The 26939-nt window shown below is 62.6% G+C and carries 26 protein-coding genes and 1 pseudogene; 20 read left to right on the forward strand and 7 right to left on the reverse strand.

What is annotated here, in order from left to right; all coding sequences use genetic code 11:
* The first annotated feature begins 23 nt into the window (after window positions 1-23).
* Window positions 24-842, forward strand: coding sequence for a MaoC/PaaZ C-terminal domain-containing protein (locus tag GFS60_RS09485; protein ID WP_236603417.1), 819 nt, complete (start codon window positions 24-26; stop codon window positions 840-842).
* A 39-nt stretch (window positions 843-881) separates the two neighbouring features.
* Here the strand turns inward: GFS60_RS09485 and GFS60_RS09490 are convergent, their stop codons facing one another.
* Entirely contained in the window at window positions 882-1862 is a 981-nt protein-coding gene (locus GFS60_RS09490; RefSeq protein WP_236603418.1) for a thiolase C-terminal domain-containing protein, read from the reverse strand.
* Between the two features lie 215 nt (window positions 1863-2077).
* Between GFS60_RS09490 and GFS60_RS40335 the strand changes: the two are divergent.
* Both GFS60_RS40335 and GFS60_RS39060 read left to right on the forward strand, forming a co-directional pair.
* Window positions 2078-2221 (forward strand): annotated as a pseudogene (locus GFS60_RS40335) (zinc ribbon domain-containing protein); the annotation flags it as partial.
* 24 nt (window positions 2222-2245) lie between these two features.
* Window positions 2246-2488, forward strand: coding sequence for a Zn-ribbon domain-containing OB-fold protein (locus GFS60_RS39060; RefSeq protein ID WP_236603419.1), 243 nt, complete (start codon window positions 2246-2248; stop codon window positions 2486-2488).
* Between the two features lie 112 nt (window positions 2489-2600).
* On the opposite strand, the gene GFS60_RS09500 is transcribed toward GFS60_RS39060, so the two are convergent.
* From GFS60_RS09500 to GFS60_RS09515, 4 genes are all read right to left on the reverse strand, one after another.
* Window positions 2601-2939 carry a WhiB family transcriptional regulator gene (locus GFS60_RS09500; RefSeq protein WP_328799825.1) on the reverse strand — a complete coding sequence of 113 codons (339 nt, stop codon included), beginning with the start codon at window positions 2937-2939 and terminating at the stop codon, window positions 2601-2603.
* Between the two features lie 146 nt (window positions 2940-3085).
* The gene (lpdA, locus tag GFS60_RS09505; protein ID WP_159920700.1) at window positions 3086-4489 is read right to left on the reverse strand and encodes a dihydrolipoyl dehydrogenase; all 1404 of its coding nucleotides are present in this window, start codon (window positions 4487-4489) and stop codon (window positions 3086-3088) included.
* 115 nt (window positions 4490-4604) lie between these two features.
* Window positions 4605-6092 carry an MFS transporter gene (locus tag GFS60_RS09510; protein WP_236603420.1) on the reverse strand — a complete coding sequence of 496 codons (1488 nt, stop codon included), beginning with the start codon at window positions 6090-6092 and terminating at the stop codon, window positions 4605-4607.
* Between the two features lie 269 nt (window positions 6093-6361).
* Entirely contained in the window at window positions 6362-6997 is a 636-nt protein-coding gene (locus tag GFS60_RS09515) for a TetR/AcrR family transcriptional regulator (RefSeq protein WP_159920702.1), read from the reverse strand.
* A 260-nt stretch (window positions 6998-7257) separates the two neighbouring features.
* On the opposite strand from GFS60_RS09515, the gene GFS60_RS09520 reads away from it, so the two are divergent.
* The 11 genes from GFS60_RS09520 to GFS60_RS09570 all read left to right on the forward strand — a co-directional run bounded on the left by GFS60_RS09520 (window position 7258) and on the right by GFS60_RS09570 (window position 18408).
* Window positions 7258-8241, forward strand: coding sequence for a thiamine pyrophosphate-dependent dehydrogenase E1 component subunit alpha (locus tag GFS60_RS09520; RefSeq protein WP_159920704.1), 984 nt, complete (start codon window positions 7258-7260; stop codon window positions 8239-8241).
* Window positions 8238-9257, forward strand: coding sequence for an alpha-ketoacid dehydrogenase subunit beta (locus tag GFS60_RS09525; protein ID WP_159920706.1), 1020 nt, complete (start codon window positions 8238-8240; stop codon window positions 9255-9257). Before GFS60_RS09520 ends, GFS60_RS09525 begins: the two co-directional genes overlap by 4 nt.
* Before the next feature lie 27 nt (window positions 9258-9284).
* A complete protein-coding gene (locus GFS60_RS09530) occupies window positions 9285-10586 on the forward strand; it encodes a dihydrolipoamide acetyltransferase family protein (protein ID WP_159920708.1) in 1302 nt (433 codons plus the stop codon).
* A gap of 31 nt (window positions 10587-10617) precedes the next feature.
* Window positions 10618-11706 carry an alcohol dehydrogenase catalytic domain-containing protein gene (locus GFS60_RS09535; protein ID WP_159920710.1) on the forward strand — a complete coding sequence of 363 codons (1089 nt, stop codon included), beginning with the start codon at window positions 10618-10620 and terminating at the stop codon, window positions 11704-11706.
* Window positions 11707-11737: 31 nt separating this feature from the next.
* Window positions 11738-12775 (forward strand): phosphotransferase family protein, encoded by a 1038-nt coding sequence (locus GFS60_RS09540; protein WP_159920712.1) that lies wholly within the window; start codon window positions 11738-11740, stop codon window positions 12773-12775.
* Between the two features lie 41 nt (window positions 12776-12816).
* Window positions 12817-14049 (forward strand): acyl-CoA dehydrogenase family protein, encoded by a 1233-nt coding sequence (locus GFS60_RS09545; RefSeq protein WP_159920714.1) that lies wholly within the window; start codon window positions 12817-12819, stop codon window positions 14047-14049.
* A gap of 17 nt (window positions 14050-14066) precedes the next feature.
* Window positions 14067-15266 carry an acetyl-CoA C-acyltransferase gene (locus GFS60_RS09550; RefSeq protein ID WP_159920716.1) on the forward strand — a complete coding sequence of 400 codons (1200 nt, stop codon included), beginning with the start codon at window positions 14067-14069 and terminating at the stop codon, window positions 15264-15266.
* 54 nt (window positions 15267-15320) lie between these two features.
* Window positions 15321-16088, forward strand: coding sequence for an SDR family NAD(P)-dependent oxidoreductase (locus tag GFS60_RS09555; RefSeq protein WP_159920718.1), 768 nt, complete (start codon window positions 15321-15323; stop codon window positions 16086-16088).
* A 156-nt stretch (window positions 16089-16244) separates the two neighbouring features.
* The gene (locus tag GFS60_RS40340; RefSeq protein WP_159920720.1) at window positions 16245-17171 is read left to right on the forward strand and encodes a phosphotransferase family protein; all 927 of its coding nucleotides are present in this window, start codon (window positions 16245-16247) and stop codon (window positions 17169-17171) included.
* 44 nt (window positions 17172-17215) lie between these two features.
* Window positions 17216-18178, forward strand: a complete 963-nt coding sequence (gene lipA, locus GFS60_RS09565) for a lipoyl synthase (RefSeq protein WP_201453538.1) — start codon at window positions 17216-17218, stop codon at window positions 18176-18178.
* On the forward strand, window positions 18175-18408 hold the full coding sequence (locus tag GFS60_RS09570; RefSeq protein WP_159920722.1) for a DUF3263 domain-containing protein: 234 nt from the start codon (window positions 18175-18177) through the stop codon (window positions 18406-18408). The genes lipA and GFS60_RS09570 overlap by 4 nt, the downstream gene beginning before the upstream one ends.
* 147 nt (window positions 18409-18555) lie before the next feature.
* Here GFS60_RS09570 and GFS60_RS09575 read toward each other — a convergent pair whose 3' ends face one another.
* Both GFS60_RS09575 and GFS60_RS09580 read right to left on the reverse strand, forming a co-directional pair.
* Window positions 18556-20067, reverse strand: coding sequence for an MFS transporter (locus GFS60_RS09575; protein ID WP_159920724.1), 1512 nt, complete (start codon window positions 20065-20067; stop codon window positions 18556-18558).
* Between the two features lie 105 nt (window positions 20068-20172).
* Window positions 20173-20766 carry a TetR/AcrR family transcriptional regulator gene (locus GFS60_RS09580; RefSeq protein ID WP_159920726.1) on the reverse strand — a complete coding sequence of 198 codons (594 nt, stop codon included), beginning with the start codon at window positions 20764-20766 and terminating at the stop codon, window positions 20173-20175.
* 172 nt (window positions 20767-20938) lie between these two features.
* Between GFS60_RS09580 and GFS60_RS09585 the strand changes: the two genes are divergently transcribed.
* The 6 genes from GFS60_RS09585 to GFS60_RS09610 all read left to right on the forward strand — a co-directional run bounded on the left by GFS60_RS09585 (window position 20939) and on the right by GFS60_RS09610 (window position 26906).
* Window positions 20939-21811 (forward strand): branched-chain amino acid ABC transporter permease, encoded by an 873-nt coding sequence (locus tag GFS60_RS09585; RefSeq protein ID WP_159920728.1) that lies wholly within the window; start codon window positions 20939-20941, stop codon window positions 21809-21811.
* Between the two features lie 128 nt (window positions 21812-21939).
* Complete coding sequence (locus GFS60_RS09590) at window positions 21940-22806, forward strand: branched-chain amino acid ABC transporter permease (RefSeq protein WP_159920730.1); 867 nt, start codon at window positions 21940-21942, stop codon at window positions 22804-22806.
* Window positions 22803-23579, forward strand: coding sequence for an ABC transporter ATP-binding protein (locus tag GFS60_RS09595; protein WP_159927020.1), 777 nt, complete (start codon window positions 22803-22805; stop codon window positions 23577-23579). The genes GFS60_RS09590 and GFS60_RS09595 overlap by 4 nt, the downstream gene beginning before the upstream one ends.
* Window positions 23557-24324 (forward strand): ABC transporter ATP-binding protein, encoded by a 768-nt coding sequence (locus GFS60_RS09600; RefSeq protein WP_201453539.1) that lies wholly within the window; start codon window positions 23557-23559, stop codon window positions 24322-24324. The genes GFS60_RS09595 and GFS60_RS09600 overlap by 23 nt, the downstream gene beginning before the upstream one ends.
* 12 nt (window positions 24325-24336) lie before the next feature.
* Window positions 24337-25533 (forward strand): ABC transporter substrate-binding protein, encoded by a 1197-nt coding sequence (locus GFS60_RS09605; RefSeq protein WP_159920732.1) that lies wholly within the window; start codon window positions 24337-24339, stop codon window positions 25531-25533.
* Window positions 25534-25688: 155 nt separating this feature from the next.
* On the forward strand, window positions 25689-26906 hold the full coding sequence (locus GFS60_RS09610; protein ID WP_159920734.1) for an acetyl-CoA C-acetyltransferase: 1218 nt from the start codon (window positions 25689-25691) through the stop codon (window positions 26904-26906).
* Window positions 26907-26939: the final 33 nt, after the last annotated feature.

Here is a 26939-nt window from a genome sequence, read left to right on the forward strand (position 1 = left end):
CTCAAATGCTATACGCTTACATCATGCAGATCACGGATTGGGTCGGATACGAGCTGGGAACCAGAGTGGTGCGGTACTGCGAAGGGGATGCGATCCTGTACGCCCTCGCAGTCGGTGCGCGCGCAGACGAGTTGCCCCTGGTTTTCGAGCGTGACCTCAAGGTCCTGCCGACGTTTGCCCTCACGCTGGGACTGTGGGTTGCGGATGCGGCGTCGGCGGCCGGTGCCTTCGTGCCGGCACAAGCTCTACACGGGTCTCAGTCCCTGACGATGCGCGGACCCCTCCCGCCCGCCAGCGAATTCGAGGTCACCGGCCATGTCGAAGCGGTCCGCGACACGGGACGATCCGCGATCCTGGACATAGTGTGCGAAAGTGCCTATTTCTCCGCCACCTACTCGATTATCCTGCCTGGACAGGGCGGTTTCTCGCCGTCCACTCCGCGAGTGAAGGCAAAGCCGGAGGACGGCAACCGGGCGGTGGTGCACGAATCGCGAATCATCGAGCTGTCGTCGGAGCAGGCCGTCCTCTACAGGCTTACCGGCGATCGCCATTTGATACACGTGGACCCTGCGGCGGCGCAAGCTGCCGGGTTCGATCGTCCCATTCTTCACGGTCTGTGCACGCTCGGCGTGGTGGCAAGGTCCCTCGCCGAGCCGCTGGGAGCGAAGCCGTGGGAGCTCAGGAGGATCGAGGCTCGATTTGCCGCACCCGTGTTCCCTGGCAGCACCCTTGTCGTGGCAGCGGAGCAGCCACCGGTCGGAGACTCTGGTGCCGGCCTCGAGTACTCCGCTTCTGTCGACGGCCGTTGTGTCCTTGCCGACGGACGAGTTTCCTACTCCTGAATTTGTGGGGAAAGTCAGCCATCTCCGGTGATGTGTCGACTAGGGGCTCTCGAGAATAGTGGCACTTCCATAGCTTCCTCCGAAGCCTGTGCACAAGGCGACATGCGGTGATTCGACCTGAGACGACGCAGTTCCCCGCAGTTGTCGTACGGCTTCCAGCACATTGTTGAGGCCGTGCACGTACCCTTCCGAGAGCAATCCACCATGAGGGTTGACCGGCAGCGAACCGCTCGGAAGGGTGCTGCCCGAGCGCACAAGTTCCCCGCTCTCTCCGACGCCACAGAAGCCGAGGTCTTCGAGCTGCTGAAGGACGATGGGGGAGTAAGCGTCGTAGAGCATCGCCACATCGACATCGACGGGGCGAAGGCCGGATAGCTTCCACAACTTGCGAGCCACAAATCGTGAAAAGATGGCGGAGAGATCATCCGCCTTGTCCATGCTCGACGAACCAACGCCACCGCCCCGCACCACGGTGGCGATGCGGGGACTGTTCGGTCTCACGGAGTCGGCGATATCCACCCTACTGACAATCAGTGCAGCACCGGCGTCGGTTTCCTGGCAGCAGTCTGCACGGCGTAATGGGGTCGACACGAGCGGACTGGCGAGGTATTCGTCCCAGGTGATGGGGGCGCGCACCAGTGCGCGCGGGTTCGACGCGGCCAACTGCCTCGATTGGCAGACTACCGAGGCGAGATCCTCCTCGGTGGCGCCCGAGTCGTGCATCCAGCGGGTGGCCGCCAACGCAAACAGATTGACAGGCCCCGCCATCCCGAATGGGATGGTGAACTGCGTTTCGCCGCCGGCAACCCGAATCGATGCCTGGCCCATGCGCTTTCCGGATCGGCCGTTCAAAGCGCGGAAAACGAGCACGTTTGTTGCTGTGCCGGAGCGAATCAACATTGCGGCATCGCCGAGGATTGACGCCGACTGCGTCCCACCGCCGTAGACTTCATTCGTCCAGATCTCGGGTGGCAGGCCGAGATGCTCTGCCACGGAATTTACCGGTGCGGAGTCGGCCATGTGGTAGCACAGGACTCCATCGATATCGGAGACGTCGAGGCCTGCATCCTGAATGGCGGAGCGACTCGCTGCCAGTGCCAGTTGGAGGGGACTGACCCCACTGCGGCGGGATATGTCCGTCATACCGATTCCACTTACGGCCGTTGCCCCGGCGAATGTTTGCCGCGTCATTTTCTCCCCTTGTTAACCAAGCGCTTGCTTGAAAGGATAGTCTTATGTGGACCCGTATAGCACCGGAACCTAGCGAACTCGCCCGTCCGTTCTGGGAAGGTTGCAATGAAAGACGTCTCCGAATTCAGCGGTGCCGTACGTGCGGAACCTTCATCCATCACCCCGAGCCCGAATGCACGCGGTGCGGTGGAACGGACCTCACCTTCGACGAAGTGAGCGGAAGCGGACGCATCGAAACCTTCACGGTGGTCCATCGGAGCTTCGTCCCAGGCTACCAGGACGTGACGCCCTACGTTGTCGGCTGGATTGCCCTTCCGGAGCAAAGCAGCCTCAGGGTTTTCAGTGAAATTATGGGTGACTGCGTCACCTCTCGCGTAGTGATCGACGCTCCGGTAGAGGTTCGGTTCGAAGAGGTCGAAGGGTTCGGGGCCGTCCCCGTGTTCGAGTTGACTTAGCAGAAATGGCGGACGTCTCTCACCTCCGCAGAGACGAGGGATCCGGACTGTCGTGCGGTCTCTCGTGAAAGTGCCGACTGCAGCCCGATGCTGGATTCGTCCGATATGACGGTCAGCCCGCGATGAGCGGACTGTCGTGGCTTTCGCGCATAATCGCAGACCGGCGGCGGTACCCCTTACGATCATCCTCCGACATACCACCCCACGTGCCGTAGTGCTCTCCGGCCTCGATGGCGTGTGTCCTGCATCGAACTTGGACTGGGCATCGTGCGCAGACCTGTTTCGCTGCCTTCGCCCGGGCTGAACGCTCGCGGCCCCGTTCGTTATCCGGGTGGAAGAAGAGCGCGGCATTCGCTCCGCGGCACTGGGCCTGTAGTTGCCACTCCCAAGCTTCGGCAGTCGGGGCGGGAAGCTTCATCGGAATTGGTGCGGGCATGATCGTCCTGTTCATCTCTCGTGCTCAGCTCACGGGGCACGACTTGCGAAGCGACAGTAAAGCAAGCGATTGCTTGGTATCCTACAACGACAACGATGACTTTGTCCGCAACGACGAAAAGCCCGCACAGGATCTGTGCGGGCCTCGTGTCGTGTCGAGGATCAGAAGTTGATCATGTGCCCGGCGAGGCCGTGGATGGCCTCCTGCAGGGCTTCGCTCAGGGTGGGGTGGGTGTGCACGTTGCGGGCCAGCTCGTTGACGGTGAGGTCCCACTTCTGCGCGAGGGTCAGCTCGGGCAGCAACTCGGAGACGTCGGGGCCGATGAGGTGGCCGCCGAGCAGCTCGCCGTACTTGGTGTCGGAGATCAGCTTGACGAAGCCGGTGGAGTCACCGAGGCCGTGCGCCTTGCCGTTGGCGGCGAACGGGAAGTTCGCCACCTTGATGTCGTAGCCCTCGTCCTTCGCCTGCTGCTCGGTGAGACCGAAGCTGGCCACCTGCGGCTGGCAGAACGTGGCGCGCGGCATCATCCGGTAGTCCTCGATCGGCAGCGTCTCGGCGCCGGCGATCGTCTCGGCCGCCACCACACCCTGCGCCTCGGCCACGTGGGCGAGCTGCAGCTTCATCGTCACGTCACCGATCGCGTAGATGTGCGGCACCGACGTCGCCATCGTGTCGGTGATCCCGATGGCACCGCGATCGGTGAGCTGGACACCGGTTTTCTCGAGGCCGAAGCCCTCCACGCGGGGAGCGAAGCCGACCGACTGCATCACCTTGTCGACCACGACGGTCTCGATCTCGCCGCTCTTGTTGTCCTTGATCGAGACGGTGACCTTGCTGCCGTCGTCGTCGATGCTCTGCACCGCCGCGCCGGTTCTGACCTTGACGCCGAGCTTTTTGTACTGCTTCTCGATTTCCTTGGAGATGTCCGCGTCTTCGTTGGGCAGCGCCCGGTCGAGGAACTCGACGATGGTGACGTCCACGCCGTAGTTCTTCAGGACGTAACCGAACTCCATGCCGATCGCCCCGGCCCCGACGATGAGGATCGATCCCGGCAGATCCCGGGTCATGATCTGCTCTTCGTAGGTGACGACGTTCTCGCTCAGCGAGGTACCCGGCAGCAACTTGGTGGTCGAACCGGTCGCGATGATGGCGTTGTCGAACGTCACCGTCTCGGTGCCACCCTTGGTCAGTGCGACCTCGATGGTGTTGGCGTCGGTGAAGGTGCCCTTGCCGTCGTACTCGGGAATCTTGTTCTTCTTCATCAAGAAGTGGATGCCCTTGACGCGCCCCTCCGCGACCTTGCGGCTGCGGTCGTAGGCGGCGCCGAAGTCGAAGGACGCTTCACCGGTGATGCCGAACAGCTTGGCCTCTTTCGTGAAGAGATGCGCAAGCTCGGCGTTACGGAGAAGAGCCTTCGAGGGGATGCAGCCCACGTTCAGGCACACACCACCCCAATACTTCTGCTCGATGATGGCGGTACTCAATCCCAGCTGTGCCGCGCGGATAGCAGCGACGTACCCACCGGGACCGGCTCCGAGGACAACGACGTCATAGTGTGAGGTCACGGGTGATCTGATCCTGCAACTCTTGTTCGGATTTCGTGGATGAAACAATGAGGATACGACGACGCCGGTCGTGCGGAAGCTCGCCGGAGTTCCGCACGACCGTGGGTCGACCGCCTCAGGTCAGCGCTTCCGTGGATTGCGGTTTGCGACCGTGAGGCATGAGTAGCGTTGCGACGAGGCCGATTACCGCGAGCGCGGCCGCAAGGATGTACACCGTTGTGAAGCCGCTGCCACCGTAGATTGGCGATCCGTCGATCACCGTGGCGACATTGAGGGCCAATATCGCGAATCCGATCTGCACTGCAACAGCGCTTCCCAACGATCCGACCACGTTGACGGTGCTGGCGGTAACTGCCTGAAGTCGCACCGGTGTCGCGGCGATGACGAGGTTGGGAATTGCCGCGCTGATCAGACCTCCGCCGAATGCGTAGATGAGGTAGCCGGCAAGGATGGGGACGAACTCCTTGTGCGAAAACGCGAGGACCAGGGAACCAGCAGCCATCAAGGCGAATCCGATCCAGTTCGGCAGGCGCGCGCCACGACGTTCGGCGAGATACCCGACGAGGAGACCCATCAACACAGAGGCGACACCTGCAGGGGTGGTGATCCGAGCCATGAAACCGGCGGTCTCGCCGAGTCCGTATGTCAGCCCGAGTGCGATGGGGGTTTGCACGATGAACGACAGCAGGACGAACTGCAAGGCAATGACAGCTTGGCCGGTGAACTGGGTGATCAAGGTGGTGACGATGGGGCGGCCGCGCAGGACCGACAGGTCGATCAGCGGGTGGTCGGACCGCTTGGCTTGCTGAATCCACACGATGAACACCGCTATTGCAAGTGCGCCACACGACAGGGTTTTCCACGACGTCCAACCCCATGTGCCTCCCTCGCCGATTCCGAACAGAACGACAGCGATGGTTGCGCCGAGCAGTAAGCCGCCGGTCCAGTCGATTCGGGTGGGGACACGGATCGGGGACTCGGGGACGACGAGGAGGACCAGGGCGCCGATGATCAGGGGGAAGATTGCGAGCGCGAAGAAGACGCCCTGGTAGCCGAAGTTGTCGATGAGCAGTCCGGCGAAGATCGGTCCGGTGATTGTGGTGACGCCGATGCCGGCTGTTGCCAGACTGACGGCAACGGCGAGCATTCGCTTCGGGAAGATGTCACGCATCAGCGAGTAGACGATGGGGACGATGGCAAGGCCGAAGCCTTCGACAGCGCGCCCGATCAACACGATGGGGAATGTCGGGGCAAGAGCGACGATCAGTGACCCGACTGCCATACATCCGGTCGTGATGAGCAGCCACTTCTTCTTGCCGTCGCGGTCGGCAAGCTTACCCACGAGCGGGGCGCTGATCGCACCGGTCAGTGTGAATAGTGTTGATACCCAGGCTATATCGGGCGTCTGGAACGTTGCTGCCATGTTCGGCAGGGCTGGCGTGACCAGATTGAATGCGTAGGCAACTTCTTCCGAGAGAAGTACCAGGATGACGAGCACGCCGATCCATCCAGCAGTCGATCTGTGTCCGACGCCTTCAGGTGGCAACATCGTGTCATTATCGAGCGTCTCCTGCGACGCACCGTCCGTGGGTGTAGCGGTCATTTGCTTCCTGCATTTCTCTGACGGGAAAGGTGGGACGCTGATGCGCGGGGGAGTGCGCAGCGGTCGAGGGATCAGCGTCGCTCGAGCTTGTGATGTGAGGCACAGTAAAATGGAGCGACCGATTCTGTCAAGTGATCCACTAAACAGACCGTGCGGGACCCTCTGTCGTCTCGCAGTGGTGCGCAGCTAAGGGGAATGCAGGAGCAGGTCGCGCTTCCCGCGCTCTCGACCAGCCGCCAGTTCGTACGAAGAGCCGGCAGGCGAACGGCTCAGGCCCTACCGTCGCTCATCAGGGCCTCCAGCCCGCCGGCCACGAAGTCGACAAGCACGTCGAACTTCTCATCCGACAGGGCGCGTGATTGGGCACCGCTGGCGTCGGACCATCGGGCGGCCATCACGATGAGGGTGTTGACCGTCAGGGACCAGTTGAGTTCGAGGCTGTTGTCGTCTGCGTGCGGGTATGCGCGTTCGAGCAACTTGCGAAGCAACTTCGCGGTGTCGTCTTCGACCGGAAACAGGCGCGGGTCGTTCGCCAAGCTCAGTTGGCCGCAGATGGTCAGCCACCGCACTCCCTTGTCGGGATCTTCTCCGAGGTACTTCCGATATGGGACTGCGAGGAGATTGACGATCTGCTTGGCATTTGGTGTTGCCCCCGAGTCGACCATGGCCGTCGTGAGCGCGTGAATGTGAGCGAGCACGTCGGCGCCGGCGTCGATCAGGACAGCATCGAGGATCGCATCCTTGGATCCGAAGTGATAGTGAGCCGACGCCGCTCCGAGCCCCGCTTCGGCGTTGATGGCCCGGATGGACACTTTCTCGACGCCCTCTGAGGCAAACAGTTTGGTCGCCGCGTCGATGAGTGCACGCCGGGTTGCTGCCCCATCGCGAGGGCTGGTTCGAGGCACGGTTTCGCCTTTCGTTGGGTGAGCGAGGTGATCATATCGCGTGATCCACATGACGGTATTGCCGCAGTTCGCGCGCATTTTTTGGTATGCGCGAGTGGCGGCCGCGGTGATCACAAGAAATTCCGCACTTGATTGAATCACTCGATCCACTTACTCTGTTCTGTGACTGCAGACACAGGCGTCCTTGGGCGTGATGTGTCGAGACAACACGAGGTGCCAGCAATCCGGTATCTCTCACGAACTACGCAAAGGAGGCCACGATGGCGTCGCCGCACAGCCAGCACCGGCCGGAAGCTTCGGTATCACCGTCGGTGAGCACGGAATTGCTGCTGGAAATGTTCACCGTCATCGCCCGAGCCCGCGCCGTCGAGGACGCGGTATCCGTGCACATTCGGGACCACGGCTTCGCGGGATTCTGGCATCCAGGCAAGGGCCAGGAAGGAGCCGTGGCGGGCGCTGTCGCGGCGATGGCACCCGACGACTACCTCTTCTACCAAGGCCGAGGAGCGACGTGGCCGCTCGCAAAGGGAATGGGTCTCGCACCGATCATCGGCGATCTCCTCGGCAAGACGACCGGCTCGACCGGCGGTAAAGGCGCCGGCGTGCCCCACTGGGCCGATCCGGCCCTCGGAATCATGGGCGAAGGCGCAACACTGGGATCGGTTTATCCGGTAGCGGCCGGCGCGGCCCTCTCGGCGCAGATGCGCGGAACCGATCAGATCGCCCTCGCGGACTTCGGTGACGGGACAGCCGCGCGCGGCACCTTCCACGAGAGCCTGCTCGAAGCCGCGCGATGGCGCCTGCCCTTGGTCTACTTCTGCGAGAACAACGGGATCTCCGTGTCGACCACTTTCGAGTCCGTGAGCCCGACCAAGACGATCGCCGAGCGCGCATCCGCATACGGCATCCCGGGAGTCCGCGTAGACGGCCATGATGCCGTCGAGGTCTATCTTGCCGTCAAGGACGCGATCGACAGGGCTCGGGCCGGCAACGGGCCCTCCCTGATCGAAGCTGTAGTCACCCGCGTCGGGGGCCATTGGGAAGGAGACGCCCAGAAGTATCGGCCTGCCGACTTCCTCACCACCTACACGGATCCGCTCGAAGTCATGCGTAAACGTATCGACTCGGCCACGGCCGATCGAATCATCGCAGACGCGAAGTCCGAGGTGGCGCAAGCGCTACTCGAAGCCGAAGCCGCTCCGCTGCCTGATCCCTCCGTCATTCTCAAGGACGTGTTCGCATGACCACCACTACACCCGCACCCGCCAACGCTCCCGGATCTACGACCGTTCTCAGCTACGAGGCCGCACAGGGCGCCGCAATCGCTGAAGAGATGCGGCGTGACGACTCGGTTTTCCTCATGGGGCAGGACATTGCTTCCGGAGGCTTTTTCGGGGGCACCCGTGGCCTCGTCGAAGAGTTCGGGCTGGGCCGGATCCGGAACACCGGAATCACCGAAGCGTTCATGGTCGGCGCGGCCGCCGGAGCAGCGATGACCGGCATGCGGCCGATCGTCCAGCTTGGATTCGCAGATTTCAGCTTGATCGCCGGCGACGAAATTTTCCAGAAGCTCGGAAAGTGGCGGCACATGCACGGTGGTCAGTTCGAGCTGCCCGCCGTCATCATCATGCCGATCGGGCCGAGCGGCGGTGCGGGCCCTGAACATTCGGGATCCATGGAAATGCTGCCGATGCACTTTCCGGGCCTGAAGGCAGTGGTACCGTCCAACCCCGCAAACGCGAAGGCGCTCCTCAAGGCGGCGATCCGCGACCCCAACCCGGTGCTCTACTACCCGAGCAAGCAGCTCAACTTCAAGCGCGGTGAGGTGTTCACCGATCCGGAGTACGTGTTGCCCCTGGGCAAGGCCACCATCGCCCGCGAGGGATCCACGGTCAGCGTCATCAGCTACGGCTGCATGGTGCCTCGGGCACTGGAAGCTGCGACGGTACTGGCATCGGAAGGAATTGAGCTCGAGGTCGTCGACCTCCAGACGTTGGTGCCTCTCGACCGCGAGACGATCATCAACTCTGTTGTCAAGACAGGTCGGGCGATGATCGTGCACGAAGCCCCCCGAACGGCTGGTCCGGGTGCCGAGATCGCGGCGCTGATCCAGGAGCGGTGCTTCTACTGGCTCGAAGCACCGATTGCGCGGCTCGGTTCAGTCGACGCACCGATTCCCGCGAGCCGATTCCTCGAGGATCACTGCTTCCCGAGTGTCTCCGACATCGTCGAGACGGCCCGACACTTAGTCCGCGACTGACCTTTCGAAAACGAGGACGTTCTCACTATGCTCGAACTTACCGATATCCACATGCCCCACATGGGTTCCGTGGAATTCGCCCTACTGACCGAATGGTTGATCAAGCCGGGCGAGGAAGTCAACGAAGGCGATGCCTTGTGTGAGGTATCGACCGACAAGGTCGACACCGAAGTGGAGTCACCCCAATCGGGTATCTTGATCAGCTACGTCGCAGCGGTTGAGCAAGAAGTTCCGGTGGGCGACGTCATCGCACGATTCGCCCCGGTCGGCAGTGACCCGGACCAGGTGGCCCGCGCGATCGCGGCCGCGAGCGGCGAACAAGGTGGCGATGTCGCAGTTGCGCCGTCGCCGGCCGCCTCACCTTCGCCGGCGACAGCGGCGGCCCCGGTGACCGGCTCACAGGGCACCCCGGCGGTGGTATTCGAAGAATCGAAGCCCCCGACCGACTCCCTCGTTCTCGCTGCATCATGGTTCTCACCGGTCAACCGGCCGCCTGCAGGGGCACGCCGAGGCGTCCTGGCAGCAGCTCAGGATGACCGGTCCGCAGGTGAACTCGCAAGCAAGAGTGGATTTCTCCAGTCGCAAAAATCAGTACTTACAGTGCCTGCAGGATATGAGGACGTCGCGTACTCGGCAACGGAGCACACCAGGCTGCGGCGCGCGATCGCCAAGAATCTCACGGAATCGTGGAACACCGCACCCCAGCTCACCGCTCAGGTCGATGTCGACTTCTCCGCGGTCGGTGTTGCCCGCGCCAAGCTGAATCGTGATCGAGCCGCGCGCGGCGAAGCCAAGCTCAGCTACCTTCCCTTCATTGCCACTGCCCTCTGCCGGGCAATTGCTGAGCACCCTGTCGTCAACGCCACCTTCACGGATACCCACCTTCTGCAATGGCAGACAGTCAACCTGGGCATCGCCGTAGACACGCCGGACGGCCTTCTGGTGCCGGTTATTCGTGACGCGCAGTCCTTGTCACTTGCTGAGCTGGCCGATGCCATTGCCAGGACGAGCGCCGCTCTCGCGAACGGCGCAGGACGACCGGAAGATCTCGCCGGCGGAACGATCACCATCAGCAACTCCGGCAGCGTCGGCGGGGTCGTGTCGACCCCCATTCTCACGAAGCCTCAGGTTGCCTCGCTCGGTGTGCCGGCAATCGTCCGCACACCCGTCGCACGCAGAAGCGCGGACGGCACCTCCGAGCTATTGACCATTCGCCCGATCGCTCGCCTGGGGCTGACCTTCGACCACCGTGCCTTTGACGGTGCCGAGGCATTGCGTGCCCTGATCAGTGTCCAGAAGACGCTCGAGAATTGGCCTTCGGAGGGCTGATGGTTAACAGTGACGTGGTAGGAGTGGACCGATGAAGGCTGTCGTTCTTCGGCAGGGGACCATCATCGCGACTGACGTCGCAGAACCGGTAGCCGGCCCCGGCCAGCTTCTCGTCGAGCCCCTCGCGGCAGGTGTGTGTGGCAGCGACTTGTCGGCATGGCAGCACACTGACGACTTTCTCGCAGCACATCTCGAGGCCGACGTTCTCGGAGAAGTGTTCGATCCGCTCCGCGACGTCGTACTGGGCCACGAATTCACAGCCCGGATACTCGAGCTCGGCCCCGACGTCACCGGCTACGAAGTCGGCGACCTCATCGTCGCTCTCCCGTGGATTGTGACGGCCGATGGCACGACCCACACGGTGGGCTACTGCGATACCTCTCCGGGAGCTCTCGCCGAAAGAACAGTGGTTCAAGCGGGCGGGCATCTGAAGATCCCGGAGGGCATCGATCCCGTCACGGCGGCTGTGACCGAGCCGCTCGCCACAGGCGTCAACGCGGTGCTGCGCTCTGGAATTCGGCCAGGGGCGGCTGCAGTGGTGACTGGCTGCGGTCCGGTTGGGCTCGGATCGGTCATCGAACTCGCGGTGCGTGGAATACACCCGATCGTTGCATCGGATCCGTCTGCTCGGCGCCGAGAGCTTGCGCTCGCCTATGGCGCCGATGTGGCAGTCGACCCATTGCAGATGGACCCGATGGAGGCGCTGAGAAACGAAATCGCCCCCGCGACCGAGACGTTCGTTTTCGAAGCCTCCGGCGCCAAGGACATTCTCCGACAGCTGATGACCTCCGCACCGAAGTACACGCGGATCATGATCGTCGGCTCGGCGATGCGCCCGGAGACAATCCGCCCAGTCACCGGAATTCTGAAGAATGTCTCGCTCGAGTTCGTCGGTGGGCCCGGACGAGGCGAACAGACCTACGAAGCGTTCGAGCGGACGTTCGACCACGTCGTCACCGGACGGTTCGACCCATCTCTCATGGTGACCGGGTACGCCAGCCTCGATGCGGTTCACGATGTGTTCGCGGCGCTGCGGCCCACCGCGGGCACGATCGACCACGTGAAGATCCTCGTTCGGAACGAGCTTCCCGCCGGCACGGGCATCGTCCCCAATCCCTGACACCCCTATTTGTAACGATATTGAGGAACCTATGAACCAGGTCGATGAGATCGCGCGATCCGCGCCCTTCAATCTCGCCCACGTGCGGAGCAAACTCGAGGAACTCTTCGAACTGGATTCCTCCGACGAACTTGCCGTACGTCTCCTCGCCGGTGGGCGATCGAACTTGACGTTCGAGCTCGCCAGCCCGACCCGGAAGTGGATTCTGCGCCGGCCGCCGATCGGGCACCGCCTCGAAACGGCACACGATATGCAGCGTGAGGTCGCCGTGCAGCGGGCACTGGCCAACAGCCCTGTTCCGGTTCCTCGCATCGTGTACGCCGACGATGCCGCACCGGATGCGGGGGGAAGCTTCTACATCATGGACAAGATCGAGGGCGAGGTCCTTCGAACGGACAGCGACTTCAGTGAGGTCGAGCCGACCCAACGCGCGGCACTGTCCTACCAGTACATCGACTGCCTCTCGGCGCTGCACACTCGCGACTACGACTCGCTCGGCCTGACCACGTTCGGTCGGCCGGCGGGCTTCCTCGAGCGGCAGGTGCGACGCTGGCGGAAGCAACTCGCCGCGTCGAAATCCAGAGAGCTGCCGGTGCTCGAAGAGCTGGGAAGGCGGCTCGGCGATCGGCTGCCGCAGCATTCCGAGGCGTCGATCGTCCACGGTGACTTCCGTTTCGACAACATGATTGCGCGGTTCGGCGAGCAGCCGACGATCGCCGCCGTGCTCGACTGGGAGATGTCCACTCTCGGTGACCCCCTTACCGATCTCGGCCTGGTGCATCTGTTCTGGTCGGGGTGGGAGGGCATCACCAACCCCATTGCCGGCACCCCGTCGACGCACACCGGATACCCCTCCTTCGACGACCTCGTCGAGCGCTACACACGGACTACCGGATTCGATGTCAGCGAGTTGAGCTGGTACTCGAGCTTCGCTTTCTACAAGATGGCCGTCATCTTGGAGGGCATCCACCTTCGCTTCGTCAACGGCGAGACGGTGGGGGATGGGTTCGACGACATCGGTTCGATGGTTCAGCCGCTCGCGGAGCGGGGCTTCGCGGCCCTTCCCTGACCTACCGCCCCCGACCGCGAATACAAGGACTTAGGACTGACATGGAGTTCACCTTCGACTCGACCACCCAGCAGATGTGCGATCGGGTCTCGGCATTCATGGAAGAGTTCGTCTTCCCCGCCGAAAAGCACTTCCACGACGATCCCGCCGCCGGGGACCGGCAGTGGGAACGACCGGCGATCATGGCGGACCTGAAGAAGGAAGCCAAAGCGCGGGGCCTGTGGAACTTGTTCCTCCCACATGATCCGCGGGGCGCCGGACTGTCGAACCTCCAGTACGCCCCGATCGCCGAACTGACGGGGTGGAGTCCGGAGGTGGCTCCGGAAGCATTCAACTGCAATCCCCCCGACACCGGAAACATGGAACTGCTCAGCCTGTTCGGCACCGACGAGCAGCAGCAACGGTGGCTCGAGCCCCTACTCGACGGCACCATCCGATCTGCCTATTGCATGACCGAGCCCGACGTCTCATCATCGGATCCGTCGAATCTGACCACGACCATCACTGACGAGGGCGATCACTGGAAGATCGACGGCCGAAAGTGGTGGTCGACCGGAGCCATGAGCAGTGACTGTCAGCTTCTGGTCGTGATGGGCGTGTCCGACCCGGACGCGGATCCTCGCTCGCAACACAGTCTGGTACTCGTGCCCCGAGACACGCCGGGCGTGACCTTCGTTCGGGGACTGTCGATGTTCGGCTTCACGCACGGGGCCCACGGTGGGCATGCGGAAGTCCAGTTCGAGGACGTTCGTGTTCCCAAGAAGAACCTGCTCGGTGAACGAGGGCGCGGACAGGCACTCGCGCAGGCCCGCCTCGGTCCCGGCCGGATTCACCACTGCATGCGCATGATCGGAATGGCCGAGCGGGCCATCGAGTTGATGTGCCGCAGAGCGAACGAGCGGACCGCGTTCGGCAAACGACTCGCTGACCAGGGAATCATTCAGCATTGGATCGCGGAGTCACGCGTCAAGATCGATCAGCTTCGGCTGTTCGTTCTCCGAACTGCGTGGCTGATCGACACCGTGGGTGCACGGGAGGCGCGAACCGAGATCTCCGCGATCAAAGTCGCGGCCCCCGACGCGGTCGGCTGGGTCCTCGACAAGGCGATCCAAGTCCACGGTGCCGGTGGGATGACACAGGATCATCCGTTGGCGATGCTCTGGGCCCAGGCCCGCACCATGCGCTTCATCGATGGTGCCGACGAGGTTCACCGCATGGTGCTGGCCACCCGCGAACTTCGCAAGCACGCCATCCAGTCCGAACAACCAGCCTGATACCGAGGAGATCCGTAGTGTCCGCAAGTGTCATCGTCGCCGGTGCTCGCACCCCGATCGGGAAACTTGGTGGAGCTCTGAGCCCACTCACGGCAGTGGAACTCGGTTCACGTGCCATCGCCGCTGCTGTCCAGCGCGCCGGGGTCGCCGCCAACAACGTCGACAGCGTCATCATGGGCACCGTGGTGCAAGCTGGGGTGGGCCCGAACCCCGCGAGGCAATCCGCAGTGGCCGCGGGGCTACCGATGACCGTGCCCGCGACCACCGTGAACAACCTGTGCCTTTCGGGGTTGCAAGCCATCATTTCTGCCGACCACCTGATCCGTTCGGGAGACGCTGATGTCGTCGTTGCCGGCGGTATGGAATCGATGTCCAACGCCCCCTACCTCGCGCGGGGCGCGCGCCAAGGCTACCGCTATGGCCCGCACTCTCTCGAAGATGCCTTGGATCGCGACGCGTTGACCTGTGCGTTCGATCAAACGTCCATGGGCGCGGCGACAGAGCGGTACCAAGCAGCGGAATCGTTCACCCGAGTCGAGCTCGATGCCTTTGCTGCACAATCACACCGGCGTGCCGCAGCGGCGACGGCGAACTCCACCTTCGCAGCTGAGATCGTCCCCGTCGAAATTTCATCACGGCGGGGAAACACTACGATTACAGCCGACGAAGGGATTCGGCCGGACACCACGCTGGAGTCACTCGCACGCCTGAGTCCGGCCTTCGCCTCGGACGGCACCACAACGGCAGGATCCTCATCTCAATTATCTGATGGCGCTTGCGCATTGGTCATCATGCGAAAAGAGGTAGCTCAGGCGCGAAACATCGAGTGGCTGGCCGAGATCAGATCACACGCGCTGGTCGCGGGCCCAGACACCTCGCTACTGCACCAGCCTTCGAACGCCATCGCCGAAGCGATCCGACGAAGCAAGGCAATCGCCCTGACAGACATCGATCTCATTGAAGTCAACGAGGCATTCGCAAGCGTCGCGATCGCATCCATGCGCGACCTCGGAATCACCGATGAGGTGGTCAACGTCAATGGCGGTGCGATCGCCCTCGGTCATCCAGTCGGCATGTCGGGCGCCAGAGTGACTCTCACCCTCATGCATGCACTTCGGCGCCGAGGAGGCGGTCTAGGAGCTGCCGCGCTGTGCGGAGGCGGTGGGCAGGGAATCGCCATAATCCTCGAGTCGCCACGCAGCGCAGCACCGAATTAGCACCGGCTGAAAGCAAAGAACGCATCCTCCCCATTTCCGAGCAGGAGAAGCACTGTGAATATCGTAGATTCCGCCGCACTGGTCACGGGAGCGGCGTCGGGCCTCGGTGCCGCCACCGCCAAGCGCCTCGTCGACGCCGGAGCCACCGTCTTCGGACTGGACCTGCAGCAGTCCATCGAGCGCGCCGGCGACACCGTCCCGGACGGCGTGACCCTCCTCTCCACCGACGTCACCAGCGGCGACGAGGTCCAGGCCGCAGTCGAGAAGATCGTCGAATCGGGACTGCCGCTGCGCATCGTGGTCAACTGTGCCGGTGTCGGCTGGGCGGGCCGCATCCTGTCGAAGAAGGGTCCCCACGACCTCGAGCTGTTCCGCACGGTCATCACCGTCAACCTGCTCGGCACGTTCAACGTCATGCGACTGGCCGCCGACGCCATCTCCAAGACGGACACCGTCGACGAGTCCGGGCAGCGCGGCGTCATCATCAACACCGCGTCCGTCGCCGCGTTCGAAGGCCAGATCGGCCAGATCGCCTACTCCGCGTCCAAGGGTGGCGTCCACGGCATGACCGTCCCCGCCGCCCGCGACCTCGCCCAGTTCGGCATCCGCGTCAACACCATCGCCCCCGGCATCATCGATACCCCGATGCTCGCCGGCGTCACCGACGAGTACCGCAAGGGACTCGAGGCCGGGGTCCCGTTCCCCTCACGCCTCGGCCAGCCCGCCGAATACGCGCAGCTCGCTCAGATGATTGTCGAACACGACTACCTCAACGGTGAGACCTTCCGCATGGACGGTGCCCTTCGCATGTCGCCGCGCTAATTCCGTCAAGACATTACTCATTATGGAAAGGCAGCATCCGTGAGAAGACCGGTCGCAAGCGCTGTGTACCCGGATGCCGACCTGCAAGAGATTCGGCGCCGTCTGATCGAGTCAGGTGATCTTGACGAATGTGCCATGCTCAGCCTGCGAAGCACGATGGATTCTCGGCTCGGTCGGGGTTACTCGGTAGATGGTGGAGGACAGCACTGGGTCCTCCACCGTGCTGACGACGATCGCGACGGCATCGAGACAGAGCTCAGAGTGCAAGTAACGCTCGGTGACGCGGAGGTTGTACCTGTACCGGAGATCGTTCAGCGTGATACAGGAGCATCTCGTTACTACCTTGCTCGGAGAGTCGCCGGGACAGTACTTCGAACGGACATTGAGCTCGATGCGGTTCCAGTACACCTGCGGAAAGCCCTTGGGTATCAATTCATCAACTCATTGACCTCGGTTCATGGTGTCGACCTAGACGCGACCGGCCTTGATCGACTCTGCGCTGACGAAGCGAGTCTGGAGGTTCACCTTGCGCAGGTGCACGAAAGCCTCGAGAGAGCTGGGATCACTGCGCGCCCCGATCTCCGGGAACTGTTCGACTCCCTCGCAGCGACTATCCCAAAATCTGGCCGATCCGTCCTTCGCCATGGCGACTACCAACTCCGCAATGTCGTCTGGCAGCTCGCCGACGCCGTTCGTGTTTCCGCCGTTCTGGATTGGAGACATGCGACGGTGGGCGACCCGTTCGTCGACCTCGGTGTCGCGCAGGTCTTCTGGTCAGGCCTACATGGCGTGAGCAATCGGCTCTTCGGGTGCCCCAGTGCTCACCGCGGATATCCTTCGTTCGACCAGCTTATCGAGCGATATAGCGAACGAAGCGGTCTACGGACTGGTTCCACCGAAATGTCGTGGTACTACGCTTTCGGATTCCTCGTGGTGGCCGCTCGAATCTGCGGCTCCGGCAGGCCATCACCACCCAGCGGCACAGTCGGTCACGCGGGGGTAGAAGCAGTGATCACACCATTGGTGACACGGGGAATCGCAGCAATCGAGGGAAACATTCTCTCCACTGCGAGCTGTAGGTAAAGCACGCCGGGCATGAGGAAGTACAGGTTGACGCGATGAACGCAATGAATCAAAGGCCAAGCGCGGATGGTCGGAAACTGCTCCGCATCGAGGTACGGAATGCGGAGACCCCGATCGAACGCAAGCCGAACTGGATCAAGACGCGAGCGAAGATGGGCCCGGAATACTCCGAGCTCAAGAGCCTCGTCAAACGAGAGGGCCTGCACACCGTCTGCGAAGAAGCCGGCTGCCCCAACATCTACGAATGCTGGGAAGACCGCGAGGCCACCTTCCTCATCGGCGGCGAGCAATGCACCCGCCGCTGCGACTTCTGCCAGATCGACACCGGCAAACCCGACGACCTCGACCGCGACGAACCCCGCCGCGTCGCCGAGTCCGTGCAGGCCATGGGCCTGCGCTACTCGACCATCACCGGCGTCGCCCGCGACGACCTCCCCGACGGCGGCGCCTGGCTCTACGCCGAAACCGTGCGCCTGATCCACCAACTCAATCCCGGCACCGGCGTCGAACTACTGATCCCGGATTTCAACGCCAAACCCGAGCAACTCGCCGAGGTGTTCTCCACCCGCCCCGAGGTCCTCGCCCACAACGTCGAAACCGTGCCCCGCATCTTCAAGCGCATCCGCCCCGCCTTCCGCTACCAGCGCAGCCTCGACGTGATCACCGCCGCCCGCGAAGACGGACTCGTCACCAAGTCGAACCTGATCCTGGGGATGGGCGAAACCCCCGACGAGGTCACCCAGGCGTTGCACGACCTGCACGACGCCGGCTGCGACATCATCACCATCACCCAGTACCTGCGTCCCTCGCCGCGGCATCACCCCGTCGAGCGGTGGGTCAAGCCCGAGGAATTCGTGGCGCACTCCACCACCGCCGAAGAGATCGGCTTCGCCGGCGTGATGGCCGGACCGCTGGTCCGCTCCTCCTACCGGGCCGGCCGACTCTACGCACAGGCGAAAGCAATTCATTCAAGGCTCATTTCGACAGTCAGGGAGGCCTCCCAATGATGAACGATTCCATCATCGAAGACGCCCGGATCCTCGAATACGCCCGTCGGTGGCTCCCCTACGGGGGAGGAAACAGCGGGGATCTTCTGGTCGAGTTCGGGATGACGCCCGCATGCTACGTGGCTAGACTCGGCAAGATTCTCGACGGATTGGCGGCACGCCACCTGGAACCACACGTCCGCACCCAGCTGCGTGAATTCGTTACGAACCACGCACACCGCGCACGCTGACGAGAACACGCAGGGGCTGCGTGAAGCGACAAGGGCTGGAAGGCCGTGCGGTCCCGGCGACAACCACACGGCCTTCCGTCTCATTCTGTTTGCACGATCCTCGACGCAACAATTCTCTCCACGCAGTGGATCGTGCTGATGCTGTGGTCAGTGCACGGTTGTCGAACCCTCCACCACCCGCCCGCGTCTGACGCCGACCGATATTGCAGCGCCGAGCAGCGAGATGATCGCACCGACCCACATGGTTGTGTGCATGCCGTGCATAAACGTCGTCTCCGTCGCGTTGTGCAGGGCTGCGAGTATCTCGGGAGTGACGTGTGTGGGCAGAGGAGTGGCACCTTGCGCCACCGAACGCACGGCTTCACCCGACAGTTCTTCGGAGATTGTGGATGGAATGCCATTGTCGTCCATGGCGGGTCCGAATTTGGCCCCGACTGCGGATGCCATCACCGCGCCGAGGACTGCCGTTCCCAGGATGCCGCCGATCTGGAGCGATGTTTGGTGCACCCCGGCCGCGGGGCCGGCATCAGTGACGTCGGCGTTGCCGAGGATGGCTTGCACAGATGAGGTCATGACCAGTCCGACTCCGAGTCCGAGGACCGTGAAGGGAATGGCAAGCGCTAGGTACCCAGTGCGCGGTTCCACGCCTGTGAAGAGCGCAAATCCTAGTGCGCTGAACACCATTCCCGCGAATAGCGGAGGGCGGGGGCCGTAGTTCTTGATGACCCAACCGCAGCTGCTGGACGCGACGACATTCGCGATGCTCATCGGCAAGATATGCAGGCCGGCGGCCATCGGTGAGTCTCCGTTGATCTGCTGCAGAAACAGGAGCACGAAGAATAGTGAACCCACCAGGGAGAAGAAGGAGATGACGGTCAGAAGGACACCGAGGGATATGGAGCGATCGGCGAACAACCGCATCGGTATAAGCGGATCGACAGCTCGACGTTCGGCGAAGACGAATGCGACTCCCGAGACGATGCCCGCAAGCAATAGTCCGATGACCAGCCAGTTGGTCCAGCCGATTTCGGGCGCCTGGATCAGGCCGTAAGTGATCGGCAGCAGCGCTGCCGCGAGTAGCGCGGTACCCGCCAGGTCGAAGGGAGTGGAGTCGCCGCCGGTCGAGTTCCGAGCGGGAAGCACCTTCAACCCGACAGCGAGAGAGACCACCGCGATGGGAACATTGATGAGAAACGCCCACCGCCAACTTGTGTGCTCGATGAGCAAACCGCCAATGAGGGGGCCTGCAGCGGAGGAAGCGCCGATCAACGACGCAAATAACGCTAGAGCTTTCGGCAGAGATTCCGGGGGGAAAAGTGCGCGAAGGAGGGCGAGCGCGTTGGTGACGATCAAGGCGCCGAATAGTCCTTGTCCCAGCCGTGACGTGATCACCATTCCGACGCTCTGTGACAACGCAATTCCCGCGGATGTGATTCCGAATCCCACAATGCCGGTCAGGAATACGGAGCGTCGGCCGAAACGATCGCCGAGTTTTCCGGAGAGGACCAGAGTTGCTGCCATGGCCAGTAGGTAGATGTTGGTGATCCACTGCAGGCCCGACAGGCTGGCACCGAGGTCGAGTGCGAGAACGGGGTTCGCGACCGCTGTAATGGTGCCGTCGAGTGAGACGATCAGGACTCCGAGTGCGATCGCAACCATGGCGATCCATGGGTTCGATCGCGCAGACAGCTCGGAGACGGTTGGCGATGGGAGCTTACTTCCCGTGGTAGTCACGCGGGGCGTTTCCTTCTGAGGGTGGTTGGTTCAGCGCACGTGTGGGGGTTCGCCCGCAGACTGCAGTGCCGGCAGCAGGGAGGCGATGCACGTGTCGAGGGTGTTGATCAACATTGGGACGGTGCCGGACGACCGGCGCCACGTCGTGACCGCGACTCGCGAGGCGCCGGCGAAGGCCGCAACGACCAATCGCGGTCCGAGGTCACCGCTGGACCGGAACACCGGCCGTGTTTCCAAGGCCGCGACCAGGAGTTCTTCCTGGTTGTAGCCGCGCTGGAGGTTCGCCGCCATCAGTCCTGGGTGGGACTCGACGAAAGCCTGCAGTGCGAGGTAAGTCTCGGATTGGCCGGATGATTCCAGCCATGCCCAGGCTTCGGCCAACGCATGCCGAAGACTTTCCAGAGGTGCTTCGTCGTGGGGTCGGGCTTGGACGATCTGCAGGAAGCGGTTGTCCAGGTCTGCGAGAAGCGCCAGTGCCAGGCCTTCCTTTGTGTGGAAGTAGCGATAGGTGGTGCGGGGCGACACGTTTGCCGCTGCGGCGACCTGCTCGACCGTGATCGCATCGAAGCCGTCCTGCAGGAATAGTTCGACGGCGGTCTGGGCGAGGACTTCCCGCGTTCTCATCGCGTTTCGAGCACGCTGTCCGGTTGAAGGCACGAGTAAAATACTGGCAGTCACTGCCAAAAAGAGCAAATCGGCGAGGTTGACGGACGGGTCTATAGCGGTTGATGCGTTGACATTGAGAAAAGCAGCACCTACATTGACCAACCAAGCACTTGTTCAAGTAAGGAGTGAGGTGGATACTCTCGTCGCGCTGTCATTCAGCGCCGCCGCGTACGGCGCGGTCCTTGCCTTGGCCGCCTTGGGATTCCTGGTCCTGTACAAGGCGACCGGCGTAGTCAACTTCGCTCACGGGGACCTGATTACCTTGAGCGGTTACATCGCGCTCTGGTTCATTACCGACCTCGACTCGACTCCCGTCGTCGGATACGTGCTTGCGGTTGGCATCATGTTCCTTATCGGTATGGGCCTCGAGCGACTGGCGTATGCCCCTCTGCGACGCCGACCACATCTCACCGTCCTGATCGCCACTCTGGCTGCAGCCCTGGTGATCCGTGCGTTCATCTCACTATGGCAGGGCAGCACGCCGCAGCGACTGCCCTCCCCAGCGGACGGCCAGGTCGTAACGGTGTTGGGTGCACCCATTGCCGGCCAACGGATCCTCATCCTCGTCGTGGCGCTACTGTGCATCGCAGCAGTGATGTACATATTCGGCTACAGCAGTTTCGGTCGTCAGCTGACGGCCCTGGCGAGCGACCCTGAGACCGCGGAAATGTATGGAGTCCGCACCGGCCGAATCAGCCTTGTCGCGTGGGGCTTGTCTGCGGGGCTTGCGGCGCTGGCCGGGATATTGGTAGCGCCCCTGTCGAGTCTCGACCTGAATTTCGGGTTTACGATCATGCTGGCGGCGTTCGCGGCGGCTGTTCTCGGCGGCTTCGGCAACTTGTGGGGCGTGCTCCTCGGGTCGTTGCTCATCGGGACGATCCAGTACCTCATCGGCGGCTATGTCCTTCAGGACTACGCTTCGATCCTGCCGTACATTGCGATGCTTGCCATTCTCGGGCTGCGACCTCAGGGTCTTCTCGGTCGGACGGTAGTGCGCTTGTGACGACAGATCGATTGATGCGAGTGGCAAGCAGCGTGCGTCAGCGAGGCCAGTACACAACTCTTGCCGTGGTGATGCTGCTGATACTGGCTGTGTCACAAGCTGTCACAACGGGGAGTTCGACCAATCTTGTGAACTTGTGGCTCGTGTACTCGATTGCTGCGCTGGGCTTCTACTGGATCTTCGCGTTGGGGGGAAGGTTCGCGTTCTCCCAGACATTCATGATGGCACTGGGTGGATACACCACCGCCTTCTTCGACCGTAACGGCGTTGGGTTTCTCGGGTGCGTGCTGGGCGCGATGGTCGTGACAGCGGTGGCCGCCTTCGCGGTGGGAGTAGTTCTCTGGCGTGCCGAGCATTTCTACTTCGCGCTCGGCACACTGGCCGTCACTGAAATCGGGGTAGTGCTGTTCGGCAAGACATCGTCGTTCACCGGTACGAATGGGAACATCACGGGAATCGGCTATCCGGTCGTCTTCGGGCAGGAACTGAGAACCGACGGCCAGGTGTTCTGGCTGCTTGCGTCAGTGTTGGCGCTGCTGCTTCTCCTCGCTGTGTGGGTCAAACGATCCCCGCTTACCCGTGACCTCACAGCAGTTCGTGATATGCCCACGGTATCAAAAACCCTTGGTGTGCCCGTTGATGCGCTGCGCATGACGACCTTCGTTGCTGGTTCTGCCGTGGGTGGACTCGCAGGAGCATTGATCACGCACTGGCAAGGATTCATCGGAGTCGATTCGTTCGGTCTGAACCTCGGAATCGGGTTGTTCCTCATGGTCATCCTCGGGGGACTGGCGTCGCATTGGGGGGTCCTCATCGGTGCGGCCTTTTACGTGGCCGTCCCCGAGTTGCTCGCCGGACTCGAGCAGTACATGTCCATCCTCTACGGAGTCCTGCTTCTGGTCGTCATCCTAGTCTTCCCGAGCGGGCTCATCGGAATCGTCGACTCCCTCAAATCTCACCGTGTGCGGATCATCAGCAGATCGGTCGAATCATGACTGCGAAAACCACGGAGCTGAGTGCGCGTAATCTGTCCGTCCGCTTCGGTGGCGTGGTCGCCGTCGACGATGTGTCGTTCGAGGTTGCCCAGAACGAGATCGTAGGCCTGGTTGGGCCAAACGGCAGTGGCAAGACCACCCTGTTGAATGCTCTCAGCGGAGTGGTCCGAGCTGGCGGTCGCCTGAGTGTCGCAGGTAACGAGATCACCCTTGGGCACCCGGTACAAGCCCGGCGCGCGAAGTTGATACGGGTGTTCCAATCTCCGCAACTGTGCCCAGAACTGAGCTGTCTGGACAACGTGATGCTCGGAGCCGACGACACCAACGGTCGGTCCCTCTTTGCCGCATGGTTCCACCGGTCACGGATGTGGCGCGCCGAAACAATCCGCATGAACGATGCCCTTCACCACCTTGCCCGTGTCGGGCTCGCTGGATCCGAGGATCGAGCCGCGCGCGAGCTCACCTACGGTGAGCAGCGACTACTGGAATTGGCACGCGCACTTGCTGCCGGTCCCCGTGTGCTCATGCTCGACGAACCGAGCGCCGGGCTCAACGACGCAGAGACTCTGACTCTGCGCGATCTTCTGATGCAGATCAGGCAGGAGGGTACGACCATCATCGTCGTCGACCACAAGATCGACTTCATCGATGCCCTCTGTGACCGAGTGCTGGTACTCGAGATCGGCCGGCTTATCGCACAGGGCAGTCCAGCTGAAGTATGGGCCGACAGCCGGGTCATCGACGCGTATCTTGGGGCGGCGCCAGATGCTTGAAATCTCGAACCTCAATATTCACTACACGGCCACACACGCAATCCGCGGTGTCGACCTGAGCATCGCGGAGAACGAAGTGGTTTGCCTGCTCGGACCGAACGGTGCAGGAAAATCCTCGTTGCTGCGCAGCATCTCGCAACTGGTTCCGTACGACGGAACCATCGAGTTCGATGGTGAGACGATCGATAATCGGCCGCCGGCGTTCCTCAGCCGCGTCGGACTGATCCACGTACCGGAGGGGCGACACGTCTTCCCCACGCTTTCGGTGCACGAGAACCTGCAGATCGGTGCCCATGCGCGGGGGAGTAGACCGGCGCTGTACAGCTACGACGACGTCTATGACCTCTTTCCCGCGTTGACCCGCATGCGGAAGCGGCAAGGTTTTGCACTGTCGGGGGGCGAACAACAGATGGTCGCATTGGGACGCGCCCTCGTTGCGGCTCCTCGCCTGCTTCTTCTCGACGAACCATCCTTGGGCCTGGCGCCGTCGGTTGTAGCGACCGTCTACCGGGCATTGCGGGAAATTGCCGGTCGGACCACGATTCTGGTTGTCGAGCAGAACACCTCCGATGCCTTGGCATTGGCGCGGCGAGGGTACGTCCTAGCCGAAGGTCGCGTCGTGATGAACGGTGAGTCCAGCGCGCTGACTGATCGAAAAGCTGTTCTCGCCAGCTACCTAGGACAAACAGACATAGACGTCGGCGATGTTGGTGAGGACCGATTGCCGCCGATGACCGAGAAGTAGGAAGAGCTGCCAATGAATGCAGATAGAGTCCGCCGAATCACCCGATGCAGTTGGATGCTCGCACCCGCCGTTGCTGTGACCATGGCTATGGTCTCGTGCAGCGCCGAAACCTCGGACGCCGGAAGCTCGGATCAGGCCTCCATCGTGGGTCTCATCGAGATCAAGGGAGACTCACCGAACGCGCTCAACGACTACAACAACGGCGCCCAGATGGCAGTCGACGACGTCAACGCATCGGGCGGCGTACTGGGAAAACCTCTAAAATATGAACGGATTCCCGCATCCGTCACGGACCCCCAAGCTGCCCGAACTGCCTACCTCAAGGCGGTCGACGAGAACCCGAGTGCCATTATCGGGTTCCCCGGCGGCGGATCACTGGAGGCCCTCACACGTGATGTCGATGCGGCTGCAATCCCTATGGTTCACATCAGCAGCGACGGCAAACTCGCTCGCGGGGCGGAGTCGGGAAGCGAATGGCTCTTTTCCATCAATCCCGATGACACCGCGCGAGCTACCAACGCAGTTGCTCTTGCCCGCAAACTCGGCGGAAAGCGAATCGGAATCGTCGCCACAGACGAAACATTCGGCCGCGTCTCGACAACGAACTCGATCGATGCCATTGAAGCGGCGGGCCTGGAACTCGGCACCGTCCGCTACGTGCCGCCGACAGCCACAGACCTCACAGGAACAATCCTCGATATGCGTGACTCGGATGTCATCCTCTCCTGGACCTTCCCCAATGTCCTGGCACTGCAACTCAATCAAATGAACCAGAACGGAATTCAGACCCCCGTAATTTCTGGTAACTCGGGTCCGCTCGTCGTGGCCGGCAACCTCGTGGACGACACCGCACGACGCCCGCTGAACGCGGTCACACCATGTGCGCCATCGATTGGAGACAGCGCAATCGGACGGACGTTCGCGTCCGGGTACCAGGCCAGGTACGGCATGACCCCCACAGCGTCCGCAACCCAGGTGTACGACGCTGTTCGCCTACTCGCCGCAGCAATGGAGGAGGCGGGAACGGTCTCCAACCACGAAGCCATCGCCGAGAGTTTGCGAAGCATCGAGTGGGACCAAGGTGCCTGCGCGAGTGTGTACAAATCCGATGACGCCCAGTTCCTTGGCCACCAGATGGTCGCCGAAGCGTTTGCCGGTGACGGATCGATCATCGACCGCTACGAGGTGGCCCCCGCCAGTGAACGTTGATCCGGCGTTCGACCATGAGGGCCTAGCGCTGAGCTGATCCTGCGCACTTGCAGCGGACCGCGCTCCTCAGCGCAAACACGCCACACGCTCGTCGAGTCAAACGTCCGCAGTAGTCCGACTGAGTTCTGACCCTGTAGTTGACAAAGGAGTTATTGATGCCCGAGGCAGTAATCGTCTCTGCAGTACGTTCACCGATCGGTCGGGCCATGAAGGGCTCACTGAAGTCGATCCGCCCGGATGATCTGACGACGCAGATGGTTGCCGCGGCGCTGGCGAAGGTCCCCGAACTCGATCCCACCGAGATCGACGACCTGCTCCTCGGGTGCGGCCAGCCCGCCGGGCAGTCCGGGTTCAACATCGCCCGCGTCGTCGCCGTGCAGCTGGGCTACGACTTCCTGCCCGGTGTGACCGTCAACCGGTACTGTTCGTCCTCGCTGCAGACCACCCGCATGGCGCTGCACGCGATCAAGGCCGGCGAGGGCGACGTCTTCATCTCGGGCGGTGTCGAGTCGGTGTCGAGCTTCGTCACCGGCAACGCCGACGGTCTGCCCAACACGAAGAACCCCAAGTTCGCCGACGCCCAGGCCCGGACCGGCAAGCTCGCCGAGGGCGGCGTCGCCTGGACCGATCCGCGTGAGGACGACCTGCTGCCCGACGTCTACATCGCGATGGGTCAGACCGCCGAGAACGTGGCATCCGCCACCGGCATCAGCCGTGAGGAGCAGGACCGCTGGGGTGTCCGGTCCCATAACCGTGCTGAGGAGGCCATCAGAAACGGGTTCTTCGAGCGGGAGATCACCCCGGTCACCCTTCCCGACGGCACCGTCGTCAGCACCGACGACGGCCCGCGCGCCGGCACCACCTACGAGGCCGTCAGCCAGCTCAAGCCGGTGTTCCGGCCGGACGGCACCGTGACCGCCGGTAACGCGTGCCCGCTCAACGACGGCGCCGCCGCCCTGGTGATCATGTCCGACACCAAGGCCAAGGAGTTGGGCCTGACTCCGCTGGCCCGGATCGTGTCGACCGGTGTGTCGGGTCTGTCGCCCGAGATCATGGGTCTCGGCCCGATCGAGGCCGTGAAGAAGGCGCTCGCGCTGGCCGGGAAGAGTGTTTCGGACATCGACCTGTTCGAGATCAACGAGGCCTTCGCGGTGCAGGTCCTCGGTTCGGCCCGAGAGCTGAAGATCGACGAGGACAAGCTGAACATCTCCGGTGGTGCCATCGCCCTGGGCCACCCGTTCGGGATGACCGGTGCTCGCATCACCAACACCCTGCTCAACAACCTGCGTGAGCAGGACAAGACGTTCGGCGTCGAGACCATGTGCGTCGGCGGCGGGCAGGGCATGGCCATGGTCCTCGAACGTCTGAGCTGAGGCGGCTCCGCCGCCCGTGCGCCTTTGTGGTAG

This window comes from Rhodococcus sp. WAY2 (assembly GCF_009859915.1).
In the GTDB taxonomy this organism is placed as follows: domain Bacteria; phylum Actinomycetota; class Actinomycetes; order Mycobacteriales; family Mycobacteriaceae; genus Rhodococcus_F; species Rhodococcus_F oxybenzonivorans.

Bases quoted from the DNA above. Each gene is read 5' to 3' on its own strand.
- GFS60_RS09485 (WP_236603417.1), top strand. From the start codon at position 24: ATGCAGATCACGGATTGGGTCGGATACGAGCTGGGAACCAGAGTGGTG.
- GFS60_RS09490 (WP_236603418.1), bottom strand. From the start codon at position 1,862: ATGGCCGACTCCGCACCGGTAAATTCCGTGGCAGAGCATCTCGGCCTG.
- GFS60_RS09500 (WP_328799825.1), bottom strand. From the start codon at position 2,939: ATGAACAGGACGATCATGCCCGCACCAATTCCGATGAAGCTTCCCGCC.
- GFS60_RS09510 (WP_236603420.1), bottom strand. From the start codon at position 6,092: ATGACCGCTACACCCACGGACGGTGCGTCGCAGGAGACGCTCGATAAT.
- GFS60_RS09520 (WP_159920704.1), top strand. From the start codon at position 7,258: ATGGCGTCGCCGCACAGCCAGCACCGGCCGGAAGCTTCGGTATCACCG.
- GFS60_RS09525 (WP_159920706.1), top strand. From the start codon at position 8,238: ATGACCACCACTACACCCGCACCCGCCAACGCTCCCGGATCTACGACC.
- GFS60_RS09530 (WP_159920708.1), top strand. From the start codon at position 9,285: ATGCTCGAACTTACCGATATCCACATGCCCCACATGGGTTCCGTGGAA.
- GFS60_RS09535 (WP_159920710.1), top strand. From the start codon at position 10,618: ATGAAGGCTGTCGTTCTTCGGCAGGGGACCATCATCGCGACTGACGTC.
- GFS60_RS09540 (WP_159920712.1), top strand. From the start codon at position 11,738: ATGAACCAGGTCGATGAGATCGCGCGATCCGCGCCCTTCAATCTCGCC.
- GFS60_RS09545 (WP_159920714.1), top strand. From the start codon at position 12,817: ATGGAGTTCACCTTCGACTCGACCACCCAGCAGATGTGCGATCGGGTC.
- GFS60_RS40340 (WP_159920720.1), top strand. From the start codon at position 16,245: ATGGATTCTCGGCTCGGTCGGGGTTACTCGGTAGATGGTGGAGGACAG.
- lipA (WP_201453538.1), top strand. From the start codon at position 17,216: ATGAATCAAAGGCCAAGCGCGGATGGTCGGAAACTGCTCCGCATCGAG.
- GFS60_RS09570 (WP_159920722.1), top strand. From the start codon at position 18,175: ATGATGAACGATTCCATCATCGAAGACGCCCGGATCCTCGAATACGCC.
- GFS60_RS09575 (WP_159920724.1), bottom strand. From the start codon at position 20,067: ATGGTTGCGATCGCACTCGGAGTCCTGATCGTCTCACTCGACGGCACC.
- GFS60_RS09580 (WP_159920726.1), bottom strand. From the start codon at position 20,766: ATGAGAACGCGGGAAGTCCTCGCCCAGACCGCCGTCGAACTATTCCTG.
- GFS60_RS09595 (WP_159927020.1), top strand. From the start codon at position 22,803: ATGACTGCGAAAACCACGGAGCTGAGTGCGCGTAATCTGTCCGTCCGC.
- GFS60_RS09605 (WP_159920732.1), top strand. From the start codon at position 24,337: ATGAATGCAGATAGAGTCCGCCGAATCACCCGATGCAGTTGGATGCTC.
- GFS60_RS09610 (WP_159920734.1), top strand. From the start codon at position 25,689: ATGCCCGAGGCAGTAATCGTCTCTGCAGTACGTTCACCGATCGGTCGG.